Source organism: Aquimarina sp. KJ22-3, from assembly GCF_055808215.1.
Genome location: NZ_CM147859.1, coordinates 4,747,681 through 4,765,565, shown reverse-complemented (window position 1 = coordinate 4,765,565; position 17,885 = coordinate 4,747,681). Strand labels below are relative to the sequence as shown.

Here is a 17,885-nt window from a genome sequence, read left to right as displayed (position 1 = left end):
TAACTTTTTCGATTACTATCGTAATATCCATTAGATGTTTTACGGTAATTAGAGTAAATTAAAGTCGTTACTTATACTGAACGGAGGGTGAGGCTGTGAGACATCCATAAATAATTCATCGTCACCGGACTTTGGGGGTTGCCCTTCATTTAATTCCATCTCTCTGGTAAGAATAAACTCGATGTTGTATCCAAAAGTTTCAAAGTTTTTGAGAGCTGTTAATGCAAAAACATTTTCCTGACTAGAACTAAATAATGTAGATACATCTTTAAAAGGAATAGTCATTAATCTCAAAATCCCGGGAGAACCTAGTTTAACCGCCTTTTGTTGATCTTTAAACCAGTTTTTCGCCCCTAGCATCCAGTTCAATAATCGTTGTTCGGCTTCACTTTTAGTTATTTGATCATTGTCGGCTAGAGTGACTGGCTTAAAGCCGGCATCTGTTTTTGTGGCAGCAGTATTAAAACTTCTGGTGAATTCTTTTTCCAAGAGGTTGATTCCTATTTGGTAGGATTGGTTTTGGTCCGTTACATTGTCGACGATATAGAATTTAAGCTCAAATTCATCAACGCCAAAATAGCAATTGAGAGCCGTAGGTTTAGTTACACTCCAATTTTGATAATCTTCGTATGAAATTGTGAAACCATAGCCAGAGGTTAAAAAATTAAGAGAAATACTGGTGTTTCTAAGTTCATCCCATGTATTGATGTTTGCTTTAATAAATGTTAAATACTTGCTTGCGCTCATTTTTATAGGTTTAAGAGTTTAGTGATAAGTTACATTAAAAAAAGAAATCAGGGGAAATTTTAACTTATTTCAAAATTTGGAAGAGCTCTTTAATTCTTCTTCTAAATTCGATAACAAAGCAGAAATAGATTAAAAAGTACAATTCGTATTTGTAAAAAGAATATTTGTCGTTGAGAGTATGGATTTCGTGTGAGAAATTGTCTACAAAAATAATTGTTTACCAAAGCTAAATGTATCATACTAAATTCTTAAAAAATTAACATTCTTAGGGAATTGATTCATACGATAGGTGATATAAAATTTATACCTTCGTCAGTAATGTATGATTAATAAGGTATAAGATCCTTTACATGATAAAAATACCCTCCTCTCTCGCACAAGTAGTATTGTTTTGTTTTTTTGCAATCTGTATATATGGTCAGCAAGGAAATAAGGAGGCAGATAATGTCGATCATTACAACATGCTAAGGCAAGAGATTATGGATCAGAAAACGGATAGTTTAAAGTTGTCAGTTATCCGTAAAGCATTACAACTAGCACAAAAAAACAAGGACACTGTAAAAATTGCGGATGGGTTATATTTTTTATCAAAATCTTTCCCTGATCAAAAGGAAGCGTATGCGGATAGCATAATAGACCTTACCAAAAGTAATCCATCTACGAGATATCCGGCCTTCGGATATATGATTAAAGGTAATTTGGGATACGAATTAGGAGATTACAAAAAAGCGTTGGATAATTATTTGAAAGGATCAGTAACTGCAAAAGAAAATGGGAATGAGTTATTGTATTTTAATCTGCGGTTCAATATCGGATTGCTCAAAAATACGGCAGGAGAACGTTTAGAAGCACAGCAAATATTTAAGGACCACTTGTTGTTTTTGGATACCCATCCAAAATATAAGAAACCAAGTGTATACAACCGTATTTTGTTTGCTATGGTAGACTCTTATATCTATAGTGATCAGTTAGATTCTGCAAAGGTATATTTGGATAAAGGAATTAAGGAAACCTTGAAAACCAATGACGATGGAATGCACTCGTTAATGATCGTATATTCTGGAGTATACGACTATTTGTCTGGGGATATTGAAAATGCTATTGATCATCTCAAAAAAGGAGAACAAAAACTTTTGGAAATTGATCAATTGAATACACGATCATCAATTCCGTATTATTATCTCGCAAAATGCTACTTGGTAAAAAAGGATACAAAGCGCAGTATTCAATATTTCGAAAAAGTAGATAGTGTATTAAAAGCAACAGAGGATGTCATCCCCGAACTTATGGATACCTATGATTATTTGATTTCGCATTACAAATCCGAAGGGAAAATAGATACACAGATAGAACATATCAATACCTTATTAAAGTTTGATAGTATTTTGCATGGCAATCAATTATACCTTACTAAAAATATCAACGAGAAGTATGATGTGGTCGAATTGATTTCAGAAAAAGAAAAACTCATCAAAAAGTTAGAAGAAGATAAGTTTCTAAAACAAGAAACCATAGTTATTCTTATTTTGTTCTTGGTATGTATTACTTTGATTGCGATATATGGATTTTGGAGAAGCCATACCAACAAAAAACGTTTTTTGGAAGTGCTTGAGCATCAAAAAAATAAAGAACGGACTATGGTTACTTCTAAAGAAGCGATTCAGGCGAAAAATAAGACCGAAATCGATGTGCCAGAAGATATTGTAAGTGGTGTTTTACACAAACTCGAAGAGTTCGAAAAAGCTGCCAGGTTTTCAGAAAAACAATATACTTTAAATGAACTAGCAAAAGAGCTAGATACTAATAGTACGTATCTTTCTAAGATTATCAATACCTATAAGCATGTAAATTTTGCGAATTATATGAATAACTTAAGGATCGATTTTGCTATTGATCAATTGACCAAAAATAAGGCACTACGATCCTATACGGTAGAAGCCATTGCCTTGGAAATGGGGTTTAAGAAAGCACAGTCTTTTTCTACTGCGTTTCATAAAAAGACCGGGATCTACCCTTCGTATTTTATTAAAAAATTGAACGCTTAAACTCTGATGTTTTTAGAAAAACAGTAACATAAATTAACAAACTATGAAATCCAAAAAGTCATTGCGAAAACTGAAACTGGATAAAACCACAGTTGTACAATTAACGGGCAAGGAACAATATGTAATTGGACAAGGATGCCCAATTATTACACTTACTATATGCGGTCTTGATTGCTTTGATATCACAAAAACTGTGGTTATAGAAACCGATGGTAACGGATAGTTGATAACCTTTTTTCAAAAATAGGATATGAAAAGTAAAAAAAACTTAAAAGCCATCACTCTGGATAAGATTAACGTTGCTCGTTTAACAAATAAACAACAACACTTGATCGGACAAGGATCAGTAATTGTTACTGTTAGCCAATGCGAAGCCGATTGCGATTTTATTTCAGAAACAAAAACATTTCTTGATTGTAAAACCATTGTAATAGAAACCGAAGGAATTATTTAGTTGCACTCATCTTATACTCTTAAAAATAAGTACTATGAAAACACACAAATCAAATCTCAAAAAACTTAGATTAGAAAAGATTAATATCGTTAGATTGGATAAACTAGAAGGAATAAAAGGAGGTATTGATCCTACTACAACAGTTCCCGAGACACTAAATATCAAGTGTCTTACTAAAATGACCAAAACTGTTCCTATTGAAATGTAAACGAATCTGTAATACCTAAACCCGAATCTTTAAATTCGGGTTTAGTAAATACAAATTATAGGGATAGGGAAGTCTGCATAGGCACACCAAATATTTCTACAGTAGGTTCTAATGTATTTTCTGTACTTGCGTATTTTAGGTTTTGCAAAACGTTATAATTAAACCAGATGGATAACAGACGATAAGGGATTTCTAAAGAATCCTTGATTCCCAATTTAGAATCTTCCATGTGCACCCATCGTTGTAGTGGTTGTTCATATATTTTTTTAAGTATAGTGGCTTTGCCATAGTATTTTTTCATTCTTAAAAACATTTCGATATCAAATAACCATCTGCTAAAGAAGTTTCTTTTAAACAAAATTGGTATCAATTCTGCCCTAAAAACTTTAGCTCCGCATTGCGTATCCTCTATGGGTAATCTTAATATAAAGAATACCAACATTTTTATGATTTTTGAAAATACCGCCCTGAAGCTATCTTTTTGGATTCCTGCTGAAGCATTTTTAGCTCGAGAACCAAAGACCATACTTAATTTTCTGTTGGTTTTTAGTGTTTTTAAAAGATCATCAAAATCGTCGAAATCTGTAGATAGATCAGCATCTATAAATCCTACGTACCCGATGTCTCCTCTACTGTGAAGATATCTTGCACCCGCTCTCACTGCAGCGGCTTTTCCTAAATTCTTTTTGATATCAATCACACTTACCTTGGATGGGTTAGATGCTTGTATATCTTTTAAAAGTACAATAGTATTATCCTTACTCCCATCATTGACAAAGCAAAGATGATATTGGTTTTCTCTATTGATAAAATTTCTGAATGCAGATACATTTAGTCTGTTTTCTTCATTATAGCAAGGCACGATTATTCCGGTTTTCATAGGGGTAATTTTTTGGGTTATACCTCGAATGTACTCTGGAATAATGCCCAAAATCCCCTTATTTCGTTCACTGGAGAATTGCTGTCGACGAAAGGTTTTTATCGAAAGATGGGTTATTCGTCGAATCCGAAACCTTTGTTGTATATTTAAACAGAAACTACGGCGAGTCATATGAATTTATCCACGAACAAGTATTTGATTATTGCTTTATTAATCGGAGTAATCTTTCATGGTACTGCTATTTTCTTCACTTTAGAGTATACGTATGATGCCTTAATCCATTTGTTTTTCGGAAATCACTATGCAACTAGCTGGTTCGAACCTTGGAGTTATAGTTGGTATACCGGATTTACCGTAATGGGATACCCTCCGTTAGTACATCAAAGCATTGGATTACTGTCTTATATCGGGGGATTAAAATTTGGATTGTTTTCTGTGGCTTTAATCGCCATTATACTTTTTATCACTGGGGTATATCGATATGCATTATTATTGACATCTAATCGAACCGTTGCAGGGTATACGGCGGTATTAGCGGTTTTTGCTTCTGTTTTTATAGAAACCTTGCATGTTTTTGGGCAATTACCCAGTATTATTGGGATCTCGGTATTGATGCATGCGCTACCAGAAATTTATTTATGGATCAAGGTAGGAAAGTACAAGTACCTGGTCAATGCATTGAGTTTGATTGCGGTGACTGTTACCTCACATCATGTAACTCCTATATTTGGAATGGTATTTTTTATCTTTCCTTTGATTGGAATGATAATAATGGATGGTGCTCGAGAAAAAGTAAACTCCTATAAAGAAGTACGCTTAAAACATTTCATTCAGACTTTTTTTGCATTGCTAAAACGAATTGTAGGTTTTGGATTTGGGTCATTGCTATTGATTATTACCTGCATACTCCCTTATTGGATCAACACCAAAAATAACCCTATTACACAGGTACCCATACCTCACGGTTCTCGCGATAATTTTTTGGAGGTCACTTCGTCTGGGTTGGTGTTTTTTTTAATTCCCTGGGGAATTTTACTGTTTTTTATGCCTTATTTCTGGTATCGTTTTTTTAGCAAACGATATTTGTTTTTTGGATTGTCATTTACCTTACTTAGCATACTAGGTACAGGAGGGACAACTCCAATTCCTAAGATGATTCTGGGAGATAATGCATTTAACATTTTGACCCTGGATCGTTTTACACTTTGGGCATCTCTCATGGCACTGCCTATGTTTGGAGAGTTTATCTATCGTTTTATAGAGGGTGACCTGAGAAAAAAATAAAGGAAAAATATGGAGGTGTACTGCATAGAGTACTTGTAGGATTAGTTGGAGGGATGTTGATCTTAATGACGTTTTTTACTATTTGTTTAGGGTATTTCAGACCATTACAACCTGCCCAGATCAAAATGCTACCCATCCTTAACTTTTTAAAACAGGATCAGCACGATCATTGGCGATTTTTACCCCTTGGTTTTGGAGATCAAATGGCGTGGCTTTCTGCTCAGACTGATGCAATGACCGTAGATGGTAATTATCACTCGGCCAGGAGATTGCCGGAGTTAACAACAAGAGCTGTAGAACGTCTCGAGAATTCAAAATTTAGAGGTGTAGAAGGAATAGGATCATTACAGCAGTTTTTGACTGTGCCAGAAAAATACAACTTGAAGTATGTGTTTTCTAATGATAAGTTTTACGATCCAATTTTATATTTCTGTGGCTGGCAACGTTTACGACAATTAGAAAATGGTATAATGGTGTGGGAAAAACTAAATGTCCCTCCATTATCCAATGTATTGCCGAAGGATACTATACCACTATTTCAGAAATTAATGTGGGGTTTAATTCCTATACTAACGGTCATCATGGCATTTGTAATCAATATTCAGTTTATCTGGATTCATGGACTAAAAACAAAGTATAAGGCATTTCCGGTATATTTTAAGTTTGGAGTTGAGTATACTTCTTTTAGAAAAAGCGTATTTCGAATTTCGTATCTGTGGGCCATACTTATGTGTATTGTATTTGCTATTGGGGTTTATTTCGTTTATATAAAAAATGCTACTCAAATTAGACCAAAAAATGTAATCAAAGCGTATTATGATGCATTGGATTTTAAAGAATTTAAAAGAGCATATTCTTACTTACATCCCAAAAGCAATAAATCATTAGATCAATTTATGCTCGAGGTCTCCGTGACCGATGGTTTATTGAGCTCGTATGCAAAATTAGATGAACTTGCAGTTACCATTACAACGCAAACTGACTCTTCGGCAAAAGCAAAAGTAAAGGGTAATTGGATTACTCCACTAGAGAAAATAGAGAAAACCTTTTACCATGAAATATTGAAAAAAGGAGGGAAATGGTATGTGCTGCCTTTGGATTATGATTTGGATATTCCTCCTGATCAGTTGTTTTCAGAAAATGTGGTTTCCTATTACAATCACGGACGTAGAAGGATCACTTCTGAACAAACGCATCATGAAGATGTTTTAAAACAGCCGGTGCTAGAAGTTTTGAATGCAGGAATAGTAAAAAATGAAGATCAATATTACATCATAGGGGAATTGCAAAATGTTGACAATGTTCCCAGTGATGTGGTGGTCACTGGTACGTTGTATGCTCAAAATGACCGAGAATTGGCGACGTATAATGTAAAGCATCAAATGAAACATAAATTAATGCCAAAAGAAACCACGAGTTTCAGAATGGATTTTGAAGGGGTTGCCTGGAGAAGCCTTGAGGATAATAAACCTACAACTTTTGATCCTGATCAGTTTACTGCTGCTAATTTGGATGGACTGCCAACAAAGTTCAACTTGCAATGCGCTGGAAATGTAGCTACCGTTGATCTTTATAAAGGGGTTGTAGTTAATGATATTTCGATTCGAAAGAATGGAGTCGATGGAGTGTTGTTTAATTCTGGGTTACAAGAGGTAACCATTCCCCAGTTGATCATTTCATACTATGATGAAAACAAGAAATTGATATGGGTTGCTCAAAAGTATCTACCAGAAGGGATTCGACCTCAAAGAAAATTATATTTTGAGTTTGATTTTCTGGATCTTACCAAAATAGAAAGAGTGGATGAGCGTATGGAAAACGTTTTAGTGAATGGGTTATCCAACGAAGAAATCAGCGATAAAATGGTTCCCAATAGAAAGCCAGAATATATGCAATCACAGTTACTACCAGTGCCTGGAAAAGGGTTCAACTATATTAAAATTGAAATTAATAATTATGTAGGGGCTTCTAATTGATGAGAATACGAATACAACATATCATTTTGCTGGGTGTTAGCCTGTTGTTTAGCATTTCATTTGCACTCATCGTACAAGTTGAAAAACCGATATCGGTAACCCTTAAAACAACACAAAAGAAATACCAGGCCGGAGAAAAAATTGTACTGGATTTTGCATACGATACTACCCTAACGTTTCAGTTGTTCTTGAAAAACTCTTACGGAAGTACACTATTATCATCTTCTTCTGGACAGTTCACCATCCCAGAGTATTTGGCCAGGAAAAGAGGAAGGTTAGATTATTTTCTGATACAGAATACAAAATGTGTATATAAGGGACACCTTTCGATAGGTACAAATTTAGATACGTTGGTGGAACTTGAAACCTATATCGGCCCGCCAAGTATTGTAGCCGGCGATAGGGATTATACCATGCATGTAATTGCACCAACGGATCGATACGATAATCCTCTTCCAGATAGCACGAAAGTAATATTTAAGCATCAGTTTTTGGGGACAGAGAAAGCGTATGAAGAACTCACAAAAGATCTGATCGGTTGGAGAAATATATTTGCTTACGAAAAAAAGGGGAAACTATTGGTTTCTTCACAAATTGGAGGAACGGATTCAAAAGAATTTTCTGTTGAAATATTCCCTGCCTTACCCGAAGATTTTGTGATCAATAGTTTTCGAGAGCATAAGTATGCAGACGGAAATCAGATAATTACCTTCAGAACTGGCATAGTAAGAGATGAGTTTGACAATATCGTAGCCGATGGTACTATGGTAAACTTTGTGATCAAAAATCAGGGAGGGACACTTTTGAAAGCGCAAGGCACTACAGTAAATGGTATAGCACTAGGAAAAGTATTGCATCCAAGCTATAAGGATACCTGGCAAATACAAGCTTTTGTAGACGGGATTGCAAAAAGTAATACGATAAGCGTTGTTTTTGATGCAGTGCTAGAAGATTTTGAAGTCAATTTTGATGCGGGCAATAGAGAAATTGTGGTAGGGCCTCTTCGTAGTTTTATGGAACAACTTATTCCTGATGGAGCCTTGGTGAAATTGGAGATTTATCAGGATAATAAACGTATTGAAACCAAAGTGAAAACCTCGTTCGAGGGAGAAGTTAGATTTATACTTGCCGAAGGATTTTACCCTCCTGGGGACTATAATTTTGATATCAGCTCGCTTGGGGTAACAAAAACTTTTAAAAATGTGACATTGCAATGATAAAAATGAATAGAAATTTATACCGAAGCTTTGTTATTATTTCCTTTTTGGGAGTAGTGATTGCTATTCTTTTTATAATCAGCCAAACCCTTGCTTATCTCAATACAGGTGCTGATCGTTCATCAATGTTACATGTCGCATTGAATAAAGAAAAGGTGTATCTGCCAAAATTGGTTTGGAAAGATACGATCAATCCAGGAAGGCCTATTGAAAAGCAAACCATGAATGACATACAAACTGACTATCTGAATGCCTGGTATGTACGTAATGTGGCCTATCAAAATAACGAGTTAAAAGCTATCGATGATTATTATACCACAAGTGCAATGCAGAATATTGTGAGTATGATAGAGGCCAATCAATCCAATCAGATTTCTATTCATGGTACAACGATAACACACAATCTCTCACTGGATTTTTATAGTGCAGATGGACAGCTGGCAGTAATTAGTGATTCTGGGGTAGAAGAATATCAACATATATATCAAGAAAATCAATTACTATTTCAAGCTAAAGAGATATCCAATTACAAGGTTTTATTGTTGTTAGAAGATGGCTATTGGAGAATACGGCATATGGTAAAAGAAAAAAGTAATCATCAGGAAAACCAACAATCTTCGAATGGTTTTGCAAAGGTGATTCGGTATAAGATTTATGTGGATGATCAGGAATATCAGATGAAAGGAATCAATTACTACCCGCAGAAAACTCCTTGGGATATGTTTGGAGATGATTTTGATATCGAAGTCATAGGCAAGGACTTTGATATTCTTAAGGAAGCCGGGTTGAATACCATACGAATCTTTATTCCCTATCAAGAATTTGGGAAAGAACAATTGGATACCGAAAAACTAGAGAAGTTAGAAAAGGTACTTAACATGGCTCAAACCAAAGGGCTGATGGTGGTGGCTACTCTTTTTGATTTTTATGGAGACTATTCGGTGTTAGATTGGACGCTCACTCATAGACATGCCGAGCAAATCGTTGGTCGTTTTAAAGATCATAAAGCTATATTGGCATGGGATGTAAAAAATGAACCCAATCTGGATTTTGAAAGCAGAGGAAAGGAGAATGTTACAGGGTGGTTAAAAGAAATGATCCATCAAATCAAAGAACACGATCCTAATCATTTGGTGACTATTGGGTGGTCTGATATGGAGTCGGCTACCTTATTAAATGAAGAAGTAGATATAGTATCTTTTCATTATTACAAAGACATCGATGATTTCGATAATGATTTTTCATTTTTGGATGTTAAGGTAGATAAACCGTTGGTATTGCAGGAATTCGGTTTGTCCTCTAACAGAGGTTTATGGAGTCCGTTTGGATCTTCAGAGAGAAATCAAGCTGATTACCATAAAACCTTTCAAGGGATAATCAAGAAAAAGAATATTCACTATCTCTCATGGACTTTGTATGATTTTCAGAATGTTCCCAGTAGCGTTGTTGGAAGATTACCCTGGCGTAAACACAAACAAAAACACTTTGGGTTTATCGATGCTTCTGGAAATAAAAAAGAAGCTTTTCAGTACATTTCGCATTAAGCAAGCCTGATCTCAGTAAATTTCTCAAGATACATCCCGGTAATTCTACTCATTGGGAATGCAGTGGCAGCGTCATAATTGGCTTTGCCAAGTTCATTTCTATATGAGGGACTTTTAACGATTTTCTCGATGGCATCCGATAGGCTGTCTACACTCTTGGGATCAAAAAATTCACCTCGATATCCTTCTTCTTTAACCAGAATAGAAAGGTCTCCCAAATCAGGCATCACTACCGCTTTACCGTAGCTCCCTGCTTGATGCAATACTCCAGAACTACCTGTAGTAGAGGTGTATGGAAAAATCACCATTGCACTCTCTGTAAAAATTTTGGGAACATCTTCTTCTTCAACATAACCTGTAAAGGTTAGTTGCGGGATGTCGTGGTATTTTTTCTTCATAGTATCAAGGTATCCAGGAACATTTGGATTGTCTGTTCCCGCAATGACCACCTCTAGATTTTCAGAGGTACGACCTCTAATTTTCTGTACGGCCTCAATGAGTATTTCTACTTTTTTATAGGTGCCAAATTTCCCGAAGGTCATTATTTTTAAAGGGCCATCGGGGAGATGGTACGAAGGTTCTTCTGGCAACTCAAAGGTACCATGCGGAATAAGCACTATATTCTTTGCTTTATATTTCTCCTCCAGAATATCTACATACTTACTGATGGTTACTGCTACGTAATCCGCTTGTAGTATGAATCGGGTAAGTGTCGTCCCTATAAAATTATAGATCTTCTGCAATAGCTTGTTTTTTGTGAAACCAGCGCTGCTCAAATCCACCTGCTCCATGATATTGTGCAGCAGAACAATGGTTGGAATCTTTCTTCTTTTACATAATAAAGGTAGCAGTAATCCTAGCGCTGCGGCCACTTTTTTATCACCAAACTTCATAAACTGAAGATTAAACAAAATAGCATCGGGCTTGGTCTGTTTTACAGCCTTCATCACAGAAGAGATGTTACGATAGCTGTTAAATTTCCAACATTGTTTTACAGTAACCTTGCATCCTTCTTCTGTAAAATTAACATCAGCTTCTTCTGGGGTAATGTCGGTTAAAATGATTAACTCAGATACATCTGCCTGTTGTCTAAAATGTTTTACTAAATGGTAAGCGTATTCGTTTAAAGTTACCTTGCTTGGGGGATAAGCAGTTACAATAGCTAATTTCATAAAGGTTTTAATTTATTGGAAAAAAATAGACCAAGACGAATTAAAATCTATCCGAAATACGAAGGGGTAAGTTGATTTCAAGATTTTAGGACGAATAGGGGTACGTCTTTAATTACTTACAATTTAGAAGATCTATCTCAAAAAAACAACAGTAACGAATAGATTATTTACCGATTAATAGTTTTCCTTAAAAATATAATTTACTTTATTTTTTTCGAAAGCCTTTCTAATAATATTGTTATCTCTACCAAAAACAAATAATACTTTACTTCTTCGGTTTGCTTTGGAATAAATATCTTTAAGTACCTGTATACCTTTATGATCAATTTTTTGTACTTTTTTTAAAGACATCACAACTTCGTCATAGTGATCAAGTAAATAATTAAAATGTTCTTTTACATGTATGGTATTATTTAATGTGAAATCTCCAATAACTTCAAATTTTCTGGCGTTTTGTACAATTTGTAAATTCATGATTTCTAGATTTTGGGGTTAGTGATTTATAGGTAATCGTTCTTAAGCATGTAGTTTACTTTTCCAAAAGCATTTCTTACCTGCTCGTTCTGTCTGCCGATGATGTAGAATATTTTGTTTTCTTTCATGGCATTTTTAAACAAAGAGTTGAGCACATGAACACCAGAAGCATCTATTCTTTTTACTTTATCTAGACAGAGAATCACTTTTTCGGTACTAAATAGCAATTGCTCGCAATGACGTCTTAGAGAGTTTACATTCTCTGCAACAATACTTCCTTTTACTTGATAGATTCCTTGATTTTGGGTTATTTTCAGTGCCATAACTTCTAATTTTTAAAGGTTATTTATTTCTAATTTCTGTTTTTTCTTTGGTAATACAGGTCATCCTTCGCTGAGAAGAATTTTTCCTTCGATGAAAGGTGCTAACCTTTCGTTAAGTGTTTTGCAGCTATTTTTTGATAACCTGCAAAAAACAAGAGTTGGAAAATGAGCAGTATGCCCATTGCAACGATTTGCATGATGACGACTTGTAATAAAGAATCGTGAAATAAGATGATGAGCACTACTTGAAGTATACCAAGTAAAGAAGAGATAATCACAGGGATGTATTGATCCAGTGATAAAAAGTAATAAGCAAATATGTTTGATATTGCAAAGAGTGAAGTAGCAATAGCATATTTCCAGAGTAGGGGAGCCATACTTATATATTGTTTCCCAAACATAATATTGATTACAAATTCTGGGAAAAGATAACAGCCAATAACTATAGCAGCTGATAAGAGTGTGATGTAAAAGACATATTTAAAAAGGATAGAAGCCGATGATAGGCCGTCTTTTTGCCGCTGTACTACCTTTGGTAATAACAGCATGACAAACATCCAGGCCACAAAATATACTACCCTTCCAATCAACGCCAATGAGGCATATAATCCTGCGTTATAGGTATCAAAATAATGCTTTACCAAAAGGATATCACTATTATTGATAATGATCTGACTCAATTCATAAAATGCTGTGAGGATAAAGAATTTAAGGATATACTTGTTCTCTGCAATGGGGAGTTGATATTTTTTGAAAGGTTGTACGCCTTCAGAATGGAAAGGGATTAAACCAAATACAAAAGATAAAGCAATACCCAAGGAAACCAGAATAGAGGATTGAAGATTTACGGTATATATCAATGCAAGGGTTAGCAGGAGCCTGCTTATCATTTCTCCTTGATAAGTGATGGCCAATTTGTCAAATTTCTTAATCCCTTGAAAAAAACCTCGGTTTACACTCATCACGAAGTATAAGGGTACTCCTATACCAAAGATGGTAAACATTAGGGAAGTTTGTGTGTTAAACAACTGCTGCAGTTGGCCAGCAAAGATGATAATTAGAACTCCAAATACAATACCAGTTATCGCTGCATATTTATGAATGATATTGATAAAATTATTAAAAATGGAGTTTTCAAATAACACCGAGAATTTTGCAGTAGACAATTGGAATGTCATTGCAATAAAAGAAAGTACTAGCAAAAAGGTAATTAATAATGCAGCATCTGCAAATTGTTCCGGACCCAAGATTCTTCCCAGCAACAAATTATATAGATAGTTCCCGCCATTAACGATAATTACGCTGGCCATGAACTTCTGTTCTGGAGAGATTTGTTTTAAGACCTTGAGGCTCGTGATCATATTCTTAAAGATAGTACTTTATACGCTATTAATTAAGTGGGGAAACAATTAAAGTTTTGTGTTTTTCCTGTTAAGCTTACTGCACTCTACCCATAGAGTACAGCAGCCAACAGCAAATAATTATAGTTAAATAAGATGCTTCAATGTTACCCAAACCTGAAACAAATACTTTTGATTATTTTATAAGGAAACTTCCTTTGTATCTTACTTTAAAGTTATCTCCTCTAATGATATATTTATAAACGCCTTGTGTTAGATTTTTGGCTGTAAATAGGAAGGTGTCAGACATTGCACCATCGTTTGTAATTTCTTCTTCCTGTACAATTCTTCCTAACATATCGACCACCGAAATGGTAATTTTTTCATTTGGTGTAGGCATCACTATAGTGGTCTGACTACTAAATGGATTAGGGGAGTTACGTACCGAAGTTCTGATTTGCGCCACATTTTCGGTGTCTTCCTCTTCGGTTACGATTTCTTCATCTTCAGATCCAAGTGTCTTGGTAAAAGCAAGGTTTTTCACTTCAATCTTAAACGGAGAAGCGTTCTTATAATCTCCCTGAATAGAAAATACTACACTTCTGATATCACTGATAGTCATATTTTGTTTTGCTTTATTGGCAAAATCTGTAAATGCGATAGTATAGGTTTGCAGTGAGTCATTAGCTTTTATTTTGTAACGTAAGCGATCATTCCAATCGATGAGGTCTTTGGAGACTAAAATGACTTCGACATCGGTATTGGCTTGTAATTCGAAAGTAACTCCAATAAATTCTGAAACATCTAAGGTAAGATCTCCACCAAGGATATTTCTGAATAGATTCATCGTTTCTTTTACAGACCCCTGTACTGTTACATCTCTTTCTACCAGATAGTCATCCGTATCTTGTTCTGAAGCTTTGTTTTGTACAATGTTGAAGTCAGAAATTATTGCTCCTCCTTCTTGATAATCAACACCCCAAGGGCCATCGGCTAGATATAAGATATCTGCTTTTGTTGGATCATCACCTGTAATGGCAAAACCAATATCAAATAAGTAACCAGTATCCACTTTAATGGTTTCAAAATAAGATCCAGATAAAGGAATACTTTTAGTAATTAATTCTTCATTATCTTGCTCAGTCGCTCTTTTGTTTCCTCTGAAATTAATTTGATTGGCTTGTGCTTTATTCACTATGCTCAGTGTCAATTGTCCATTTCTATAAAATCCTTTTTGGATGAATATCTCTGGGATATTGTTAGGAATAAATGTTTTTCCTAATGATTTTTCTATAGCCAACTGATCGATAATGGTATTCGCTATATGTACGGCTTGAGGGATGGATCCTCCCCAGATCTGGAAATTCAAATAATCTCCTTCTGGATAGGCTTCAATATTCCATAAACTATACAATTCATTCTGAAATTCGTCAAGTCGCACAGAAAAATGTAGCGCATATTCGATTTCTCCTCCTGGTCTTTTGATTCGGGTGTTTACCAAATCGAAGTTTCTTACTCGTAATGTTCGGATATCTTCGATGATAGAACCATTAAGTCGATCACAAATAGTTTTTGAGTGATCATAAACTCCTCCTTTGGTGGTCATTGCCAGAGCAGCACCAACTCGATTTTCCTGGTTGTAATAGTCAATAGAAAAAACAGCAGTCGCATTGGTGATTCCGATTAAATCGTCTGGGCTAGAAACATACGAAGTTTCAATTCCAGCAGCACCAGTAGGAGGGAAGTAAACACTAAGATCTGTTCCATTTTTTGTACGATATTTTCTGGACCCTGGCGAAAACTTCTCCTGTAAACGCTTCTGATTGAATACTTTGTTTGTTTTTGCTCTCAAAAAGTTTCTTTTGGCAATCAAATTCGCCAGATCTCCATTACTTTCTAATCCACCATCGTTTCCAGAGGTCACTACGCCTTCTTCAGTAAGCTCTGGGATATTAGTGGTCTTCAGAGATGAATATTGATCTGCACTGATATGAAATAGCATATCATTAAAATCATGATCAGCAGATGGATAATCTCTTCTGGCATCTTCAAATCCAAGAACAATCGTCTGATTTGCAGTGTCTGCCAATAAAATATTGTGGGGGCGTAATGCTTCATCACACTCTGGATTAAAATCAGGGTTAGTATAAATTTGCCACAATCCCGAATCCACAGTAGTTCCATTCCATCCGTCAACTAGAAGTACCCAGCCAATACCGGTGTCTGCAGGGAAACTCCCTAGATCTACCGTATTACCAGCAACTAATCCACCATCACTTCCGGTTTTAGATCCGTTAGGGAACACCAAGGTAATATCTTCTGGACTAGGAGTTTGTTGTAATGGACTATTGATATTATAAGTGTAATATCCTAAGGTGTTTTTGTAAGTGGTATTTTCGTTGATGAAGGTCACTTTGATATTAGCCGTACTCTCCAAAATAACATCTGTGTCATATCCAGAGTAAATGTAATTAGGATTGTTATTGGGTATAGAATTCCCCTCAGGTAATGCACTGTCAATTCTATTGATATAATCTGTAGATAAGGTCTCGTTGGTATCCAGATAATTTGGAGTACCCTCTGCAGTATAAGTACCAAGGTACTGATAGCGTTCTCCTATACTCAATACAGGAAAGCTCGCTGGTGTTTGATTTCCGTTTTCAGAATCAAAAACGGTTTCTTTTACATCAAAATGATCATCAAGTCCATCCTGATCAAAGTCGCTTCCTGCAGCTACAGTATCAGCAACATTATCGGCATTGGTATCATAAGCATCTACATGGTCAAGCTTTCCGTCGTTATTAGAATCTGTATCCAGAAAATCTGGTGAGTCGGTACCATCGGTATTTACATATCCTTGTGGAGTCCCTCCCTGGTCGGGATCAAAGGCATCATCCATTCCATCTCTATCAGTATCGTTACCAGATAATGTTATAAAGCTACCGCTGTTTTGCCCTTCTATCAAATCTATAATTCCGTCTCCATCGGCATCAATATCATAGGGATCGTAGATTAAATCTCCATCAGTATCTGCTGGGAAGAATGCAACCCCGGTCTGATCTACATCAACGATATCTGCAATTCCATCAAGATCAGAATCCACAAAGTTATCATCTTCAGAATTGAAATACCCATCACCGTTGGTATCGTAGCTTCCTAAGCCTGCTTCAACAATATCAAAAATACCATCGTTATCGCTATCTAGGTCTAATACATTAGGTACACCATCTCTATCGGTATCAAAAGCAAGAGATACACCACTATTACATGTAGCACCAAAATCAGGATCAAGATAGTTAAAGGTACCATCGCCATCATCATCTCCATAAGGGTCTATTCCTCCACCTTCTACAAGATCAGGTATCCCATCACCGTCGGTGTCTTTATCAAAAGGATCTAAGACTTCATCCTGATCGGCATCTACCGGAGAAATACCAATAGCACATTTAAAACCATCATTAGAATTGGTGACTTCAGTATTATTTAATAGCGTTGCATAAGGCGCTGGATTTTCATAGTCATTTACCAAATACAATCCTCCTTGATTACTCGATACATACAAACGATTACTAGTATCGGTATAAGCTGCACCAAAAGTATGACTAGGTAAATCAGTTACCGATTTACTGCTAAAAGCTGGTGTCGCTGTAGTAAGGTCCCATTTGTAAACATTACCTCGACTACCTCCGTATAGATTACCATTTATGAATACAACATCTGCACAGGTTTGTGGTGAGGCTTGATCAGAAACTACAATTTCAAAAACAGGGGAAGAAGTTCCATCGTAATCCTGAAGATTCAGAATCTTATGAAAAGAACGTCTGTCTAATGAGTTTTGAAACACCCATAGGTTTCCTTCGCTATCAACATCTGCAGCATAACCTCCTCCAAATTGGATCGCTCCATTGGGAGCTACAGCTCCTAAATCTAAAATAAAGTCTTCTCCGATTCGTAATAAGTGTTTATCGCTGTTTCTAATCGCATACAGGAAATTATCTATTGGGTTATATCCACCGGCATTGTATGCGGTATGGGTATGTAGAGGGTCCGAATAGGTCCCCGTAATAGGATCGTAAGAACGTAGAGCACCAGAAATAACCTGGTAAAACTTACCTTCATTACAATCAAAAGGTTGCTGTGCATAGCTTGGTGGAGCTAGGGCAAAAAGCAATATAAAGAGAGTAGTTATTTTTTTCATAGGTATATTTTATGCGTACTTGG

The 17,885-nt window shown here is 35.7% G+C and carries 13 protein-coding genes and 1 pseudogene; 7 read left to right on the top strand and 7 right to left on the bottom strand.

From position 1 onward, the window contains the following. Positions 1–48: 48 nt before the first annotated feature. On the bottom strand, positions 49–747 hold the full coding sequence (locus AC0L3Q_RS21820) for a hypothetical protein (protein WP_473282905.1): 699 nt from the start codon (positions 745–747) through the stop codon (positions 49–51). A 350-nt stretch (positions 748–1,097) separates the two neighbouring features. Between AC0L3Q_RS21820 and AC0L3Q_RS21815 the strand changes: the two genes are divergently transcribed. From AC0L3Q_RS21815 to AC0L3Q_RS21800, 4 genes are read left to right on the top strand one after another with little or no spacing between them, the layout of a single operon-like run. Further along, entirely contained in the window at positions 1,098–2,792 is a 1,695-nt protein-coding gene (locus AC0L3Q_RS21815; RefSeq protein WP_473282903.1) for a helix-turn-helix domain-containing protein, read from the top strand. Between the two features lie 43 nt (positions 2,793–2,835). Further along, positions 2,836–3,015, top strand: a complete 180-nt coding sequence (locus tag AC0L3Q_RS21810; protein WP_473282901.1) for a class I lanthipeptide — start codon at positions 2,836–2,838, stop codon at positions 3,013–3,015. Positions 3,016–3,042: 27 nt separating this feature from the next. Next, positions 3,043–3,246: a hypothetical protein gene (locus tag AC0L3Q_RS21805; protein ID WP_473282899.1), complete on the top strand. Its 204-nt coding sequence runs from the start codon at positions 3,043–3,045 to the stop codon at positions 3,244–3,246. 34 nt (positions 3,247–3,280) lie between these two features. After that, a complete protein-coding gene (locus tag AC0L3Q_RS21800; RefSeq protein ID WP_473282897.1) occupies positions 3,281–3,454 on the top strand; it encodes a hypothetical protein in 174 nt (57 codons plus the stop codon). Positions 3,455–3,509: 55 nt separating this feature from the next. Here AC0L3Q_RS21800 and AC0L3Q_RS21795 read toward each other — a convergent pair whose 3' ends face one another. After that, positions 3,510–4,334: a glycosyltransferase gene (locus tag AC0L3Q_RS21795; protein ID WP_473282895.1), complete on the bottom strand. Its 825-nt coding sequence runs from the start codon at positions 4,332–4,334 to the stop codon at positions 3,510–3,512. Positions 4,335–4,505: 171 nt separating this feature from the next. On the opposite strand from AC0L3Q_RS21795, the pseudogene AC0L3Q_RS21790 reads away from it, so the two are divergent. From AC0L3Q_RS21790 to AC0L3Q_RS21780, 3 genes and pseudogenes are all read left to right on the top strand, one after another. Next, positions 4,506–7,594 (top strand): annotated as a pseudogene (locus tag AC0L3Q_RS21790) (hypothetical protein). Continuing rightward, positions 7,594–8,811, top strand: coding sequence for a hypothetical protein (locus tag AC0L3Q_RS21785; protein ID WP_473282893.1), 1,218 nt, complete (start codon positions 7,594–7,596; stop codon positions 8,809–8,811). The pseudogene AC0L3Q_RS21790 and the gene AC0L3Q_RS21785 overlap by 1 nt, the downstream one beginning before the upstream one ends. A gap of 5 nt (positions 8,812–8,816) precedes the next feature. Beyond that, positions 8,817–10,355, top strand: coding sequence for a glycoside hydrolase family 2 TIM barrel-domain containing protein (locus AC0L3Q_RS21780; protein ID WP_473282891.1), 1,539 nt, complete (start codon positions 8,817–8,819; stop codon positions 10,353–10,355). Here the strand turns inward: AC0L3Q_RS21780 and AC0L3Q_RS21775 are convergent. The 5 genes from AC0L3Q_RS21775 to AC0L3Q_RS21755 all read right to left on the bottom strand — a co-directional run bounded on the left by AC0L3Q_RS21775 (position 10,352) and on the right by AC0L3Q_RS21755 (position 17,862). Then, on the bottom strand, positions 10,352–11,527 hold the full coding sequence (locus AC0L3Q_RS21775) for a glycosyltransferase (RefSeq protein ID WP_473282890.1): 1,176 nt from the start codon (positions 11,525–11,527) through the stop codon (positions 10,352–10,354). The two genes, AC0L3Q_RS21780 and AC0L3Q_RS21775, sit on opposite strands and share 4 nt — an antisense overlap. A gap of 174 nt (positions 11,528–11,701) precedes the next feature. Next, a complete protein-coding gene (locus AC0L3Q_RS21770; RefSeq protein ID WP_473282888.1) occupies positions 11,702–12,001 on the bottom strand; it encodes an STAS domain-containing protein in 300 nt (99 codons plus the stop codon). 26 nt (positions 12,002–12,027) lie between these two features. Next, complete coding sequence (locus tag AC0L3Q_RS21765; protein WP_473282887.1) at positions 12,028–12,324, bottom strand: STAS domain-containing protein; 297 nt, start codon at positions 12,322–12,324, stop codon at positions 12,028–12,030. Positions 12,325–12,425: 101 nt separating this feature from the next. Continuing rightward, the gene (locus AC0L3Q_RS21760) at positions 12,426–13,685 is read right to left on the bottom strand and encodes an oligosaccharide flippase family protein (RefSeq protein WP_473282885.1); all 1,260 of its coding nucleotides are present in this window, start codon (positions 13,683–13,685) and stop codon (positions 12,426–12,428) included. A 175-nt stretch (positions 13,686–13,860) separates the two neighbouring features. Then, positions 13,861–17,862, bottom strand: a complete 4,002-nt coding sequence (locus AC0L3Q_RS21755) for a DUF6923 family protein (protein WP_473282883.1) — start codon at positions 17,860–17,862, stop codon at positions 13,861–13,863. Positions 17,863–17,885 lie beyond the last annotated feature (23 nt).

What these genes read in the sequence shown, in the direction of transcription:
- AC0L3Q_RS21785 (WP_473282893.1), top strand. Translation starts at nt 7,594, where the DNA reads ATGAGAATACGAATACAACATATCATTTTGCTGGGTGTTAGCCTGTTG.
- AC0L3Q_RS21765 (WP_473282887.1), bottom strand. Translation starts at nt 12,324, where the DNA reads ATGGCACTGAAAATAACCCAAAATCAAGGAATCTATCAAGTAAAAGGA.
- AC0L3Q_RS21755 (WP_473282883.1), bottom strand. Translation starts at nt 17,862, where the DNA reads ATGAAAAAAATAACTACTCTCTTTATATTGCTTTTTGCCCTAGCTCCA.
- AC0L3Q_RS21805 (WP_473282899.1), top strand. Translation starts at nt 3,043, where the DNA reads ATGAAAAGTAAAAAAAACTTAAAAGCCATCACTCTGGATAAGATTAAC.
- AC0L3Q_RS21775 (WP_473282890.1), bottom strand. Translation starts at nt 11,527, where the DNA reads ATGAAATTAGCTATTGTAACTGCTTATCCCCCAAGCAAGGTAACTTTA.
- AC0L3Q_RS21795 (WP_473282895.1), bottom strand. Translation starts at nt 4,334, where the DNA reads ATGAAAACCGGAATAATCGTGCCTTGCTATAATGAAGAAAACAGACTA.
- AC0L3Q_RS21760 (WP_473282885.1), bottom strand. Translation starts at nt 13,685, where the DNA reads ATGATCACGAGCCTCAAGGTCTTAAAACAAATCTCTCCAGAACAGAAG.
- AC0L3Q_RS21770 (WP_473282888.1), bottom strand. Translation starts at nt 12,001, where the DNA reads ATGAATTTACAAATTGTACAAAACGCCAGAAAATTTGAAGTTATTGGA.
- AC0L3Q_RS21820 (WP_473282905.1), bottom strand. Translation starts at nt 747, where the DNA reads ATGAGCGCAAGCAAGTATTTAACATTTATTAAAGCAAACATCAATACA.
- AC0L3Q_RS21800 (WP_473282897.1), top strand. Translation starts at nt 3,281, where the DNA reads ATGAAAACACACAAATCAAATCTCAAAAAACTTAGATTAGAAAAGATT.
- AC0L3Q_RS21780 (WP_473282891.1), top strand. Translation starts at nt 8,817, where the DNA reads ATGAATAGAAATTTATACCGAAGCTTTGTTATTATTTCCTTTTTGGGA.
- AC0L3Q_RS21815 (WP_473282903.1), top strand. Translation starts at nt 1,098, where the DNA reads ATGATAAAAATACCCTCCTCTCTCGCACAAGTAGTATTGTTTTGTTTT.
- AC0L3Q_RS21810 (WP_473282901.1), top strand. Translation starts at nt 2,836, where the DNA reads ATGAAATCCAAAAAGTCATTGCGAAAACTGAAACTGGATAAAACCACA.